This window comes from uncultured Campylobacter sp. (genome assembly GCF_937981295.1).
Classification (GTDB): domain Bacteria; phylum Campylobacterota; class Campylobacteria; order Campylobacterales; family Campylobacteraceae; genus Campylobacter_B.
Window position 1 is genome coordinate 1 of record NZ_CALJPC010000040.1, and the last position, 1,586, is coordinate 1,586.

General features: G+C 40.3%; 2 protein-coding genes. Both read right to left on the minus strand.

Annotation, left to right across the window (positions count from 1 at the left end; all coding sequences use genetic code 11):
- The coding region (locus Q0135_RS03145) for a DUF2779 domain-containing protein (RefSeq protein ID WP_297988159.1) at positions 1-1,116 on the minus strand (1,116 nt) is incomplete at its 3' end.
- On the minus strand, positions 1,103-1,586 hold a 484-nt coding region (locus Q0135_RS03150), incomplete at its 5' end, for a DUF1524 domain-containing protein (RefSeq protein WP_297988161.1). The genes Q0135_RS03145 and Q0135_RS03150, both read right to left, overlap by 14 nt.

A 1,586-nucleotide genomic window follows, 5' to 3' on the forward strand; every position in this document is an offset into this window, starting at 1 on the left:
TTCAAAACTCATGTTGTAGGCTAGCACGCAGGCGTCCTGCGGGATAAATTTGATTAAATTTAACGCTAGCTCGTATCTAGGATCGGCTCCAGCCTCAGCTAAAAACTCAAAATGCTCTAAATTTCCTTTGCCGTCATCTTTGTGGATTGAAAACTGAAAAGGTATCTGCTCATACGGACTAAGCCCCACAAACTCAGGCACGGCCAGCTGAAATGTCTCAAAGTCAAGGTGGTAGAGCGGATAGCGGAGCGTGCCTAAAAATTCTTTTATTGCATCTTTGTCTATGATTTGTTCTTGCGAGATTTCTGATTTTATTTGGATTTGCTGAGAGGCGTTAAATTTACTTAGATCTTTTATATCGTTAAATTTAAGCACGCCACTTTTATAAAGCTCAAATTTTTTACCGCTTCTTAGACGAGAGATGTCAAATACACTATACTCCGGGATAGCTCGCTGCTTATGCCAGCAGTACTCCCGAGCATCGCAGGGATAAGGACTTGTGCAATGAGGACCGATATCAATGCTTGGCTCATTATTTTGGCTTAAAATCTCATCAAATTTATTTAAAATTTTAGGAATATCTTGCTGCTTTTGCTTCACTTGCTCGGTTATGTCCTGCACGCAAAATAGCTTTTCAAGCTCTAGCGTTTCGCCTCTTGTGTAGGTGCTATCGATGTGGATTATATTTACGCGGCTCACCTCGTAGCCAAGCGAGCTAAGCACGTAATACTGAATGGCCGCATCGTCGATATATACGTCTTTTACGGAAGTCGAACTCTTTACTTCGTTGATGATAAGCCCATCCACGCCTATGCGAAGGATATCAACCATCACAAGGATGCCGTCAAAGCAAAAAGTGGCCTCGTAGATCACCTTTGTGCCGCGCTTGATAAGCTCTTTTGTTTTTGCTATTTGTGCGTCAAAATCGCCGCTAAATTCTATCCTTTCTCCACTGCTAAATAGCTCACAGGCTAGCTCGCCTACTGATGTTCCGGTATCAAATATCGCCTGCGCATTCTCACCCGGAGCTTGCAAAACTTCAGGCTTTTTCTTTTTAAGCCACAAGCTCTTTTCACACTGAAGACCGCGGATGTAGAGGGATTTAGAGAGGGTCATTTGTTATGCCTTGAAAAAGAATTTGCTTCATTTCATCGCCGAGTCTACCGATCATATCTTTATCGTATCCCTTTTGCGATGCGTAAAATATTAGCATTTTTATACTCGAATTTGGGCTTTCCTTTATCATTTTTAACTTCTCGCCAAAATCATAATCGCTTAAACTAGAATTAAAATCCTTTCTTATTAAGGCCAAATTCCCAAAATCATCTAGTGCTTTGCCATTTTCTTGCAAATTTGTTGCCCACATATGTTCCACCGTGTCTTGGGATTTGATTAGATATTCATCTCTATTAAATTTAGGAAATACTTTTTTTATATCATCTGAGCAAATGTCACAAACACTTAAACTATTAAAATCTCGCCAAAGTAGGTATTCTAGCCTATAGAACCAATAGTGCGGTACTGCTGTTCCAGTATCTAAAAATTTAGAGTCGATTTTTTCAAGTACTGGCGTTTCCAGACTTTCG